Genomic DNA, 1,498 nt, shown 5'->3' on the forward strand with positions numbered 1-1,498 from the left:
GGCCCGTTCATTGCGGCTATCGATCAGGGGACGACTTCGAGCCGGTGCATCGTGTTCGATACCGATGGCCGGATCGTGTCGGTGGATCAGAAGGAACACGAGCAGATCTTCCCCAGGCCCGGGTGGGTCGAGCACAACGCTCTGGAGATCTGGCGGAACGTCCAGCAGGTCGTCGACGGCGCCGTCGCCAAAGCCGGCGTCACCCGCGCCGACGTCAAGGCCATCGGGATCACCAACCAGCGCGAGACGACCCTGCTGTGGGACAAGAACACCGGTGAACCGGTGGCCAACGCCATCGTCTGGCAGGACACCCGCACCGCCGAACTCTGCCGCCAACTCGGCGGCACCGAAGGACAAGACCGCTTCCGCGCCGCCACCGGCCTGCCCCTGGCCTCCTACTTCGCCGGACCCAAGATCCGCTGGCTCCTCGACAACACCCCCGGACTCCTGGCCCGCGCCGAAGCCGGCGACATCCTCTTCGGCACCATGGACTCCTGGGTCATCTGGAACCTCACCGGCGGCCCCGGCCGCGGCGTCCACGTCACCGACGTCACCAACGCCTCCCGCACCATGCTCATGAACCTCGAAACCCTCGACTGGGACCCCGCCATCTGCGAAGCCATGGGCGTCCCCCTCGCAGTCCTGCCCCAGATCCGCTCCTCCGCGGAGGTCTACGGACACGCCGCCTCCGGCACCCTGACCGGCATCCCGGTCGCCTCCGCACTGGGCGACCAGCAAGCCGCACTCTTCGGGCAGACCTGCTTCGACCAGGGCGAGGCCAAGTCCACCTACGGCACCGGCACCTTCCTGCTGATGAACACCGCCGCCGAACCCGTCCACTCCGAAAACGGCCTCATCACCACCGTCGGCTACCGCATCGGCGACCAGAGCGCCGTCTACGCCCTCGAAGGATCCATCGCCATCACCGGCGCCCTGGTGCAGTGGATGCGCGACCAGATGGGCATCATCTCCACCGCCGCCGAGATCGAAACCCTCGCGCTCAGCGTGGAAGACAACGGCGGCGCCTACTTCGTACCCGCCTTCTCAGGCCTGTTCGCACCCTACTGGCGCGACGACGCCCGCGGAGTCATCGCCGGCCTGACCCGCTACGTGACCAAAGCACACCTCGCACGCGCGGTCCTGGAAGCAACCGCCTGGCAGACCCGCGAAATCGTCGACGCGATGACCAAGGACTCCGGCGTCGAACTGACCTCACTGAAAGTCGACGGCGGCATGACCGCCAACAACCTCCTCATGCAAACCCTCGCCGACGTCCTCGACGCCCCCGTCGTACGGCCCCTGGTCGCCGAGACCACCTGCCTGGGCGCCGCCTACGCCGCAGGCCTGGCCGTCGGCTACTGGCCCGACACCGACACCCTGCGCGCCAACTGGCGCCGCGCCGCCGAATGGACCCCCCGCATGGACGAAACCACCCGCGAACGCGAATACAAGGACTGGCTCAAAGCAGTCCAACGCACCATGGGCTGGATCGAAGACA

General features: G+C 67.6%; 1 protein-coding gene. It reads left to right on the top strand.

Features of this window, described 5'->3' with window-relative positions; genetic code table 11:
• Positions 1 to 1,498, top strand: a 1,498-nt coding sequence (gene glpK, locus ABGA99_RS36480) for a glycerol kinase GlpK (RefSeq protein WP_347584280.1), incomplete at both ends; no start/stop codon positions are given.

The sequence above is a fragment of the Streptomyces sp. B5E4 genome (assembly GCF_039871555.1).
Taxonomy (GTDB): Bacteria; Actinomycetota; Actinomycetes; order Streptomycetales; family Streptomycetaceae; genus Streptomyces.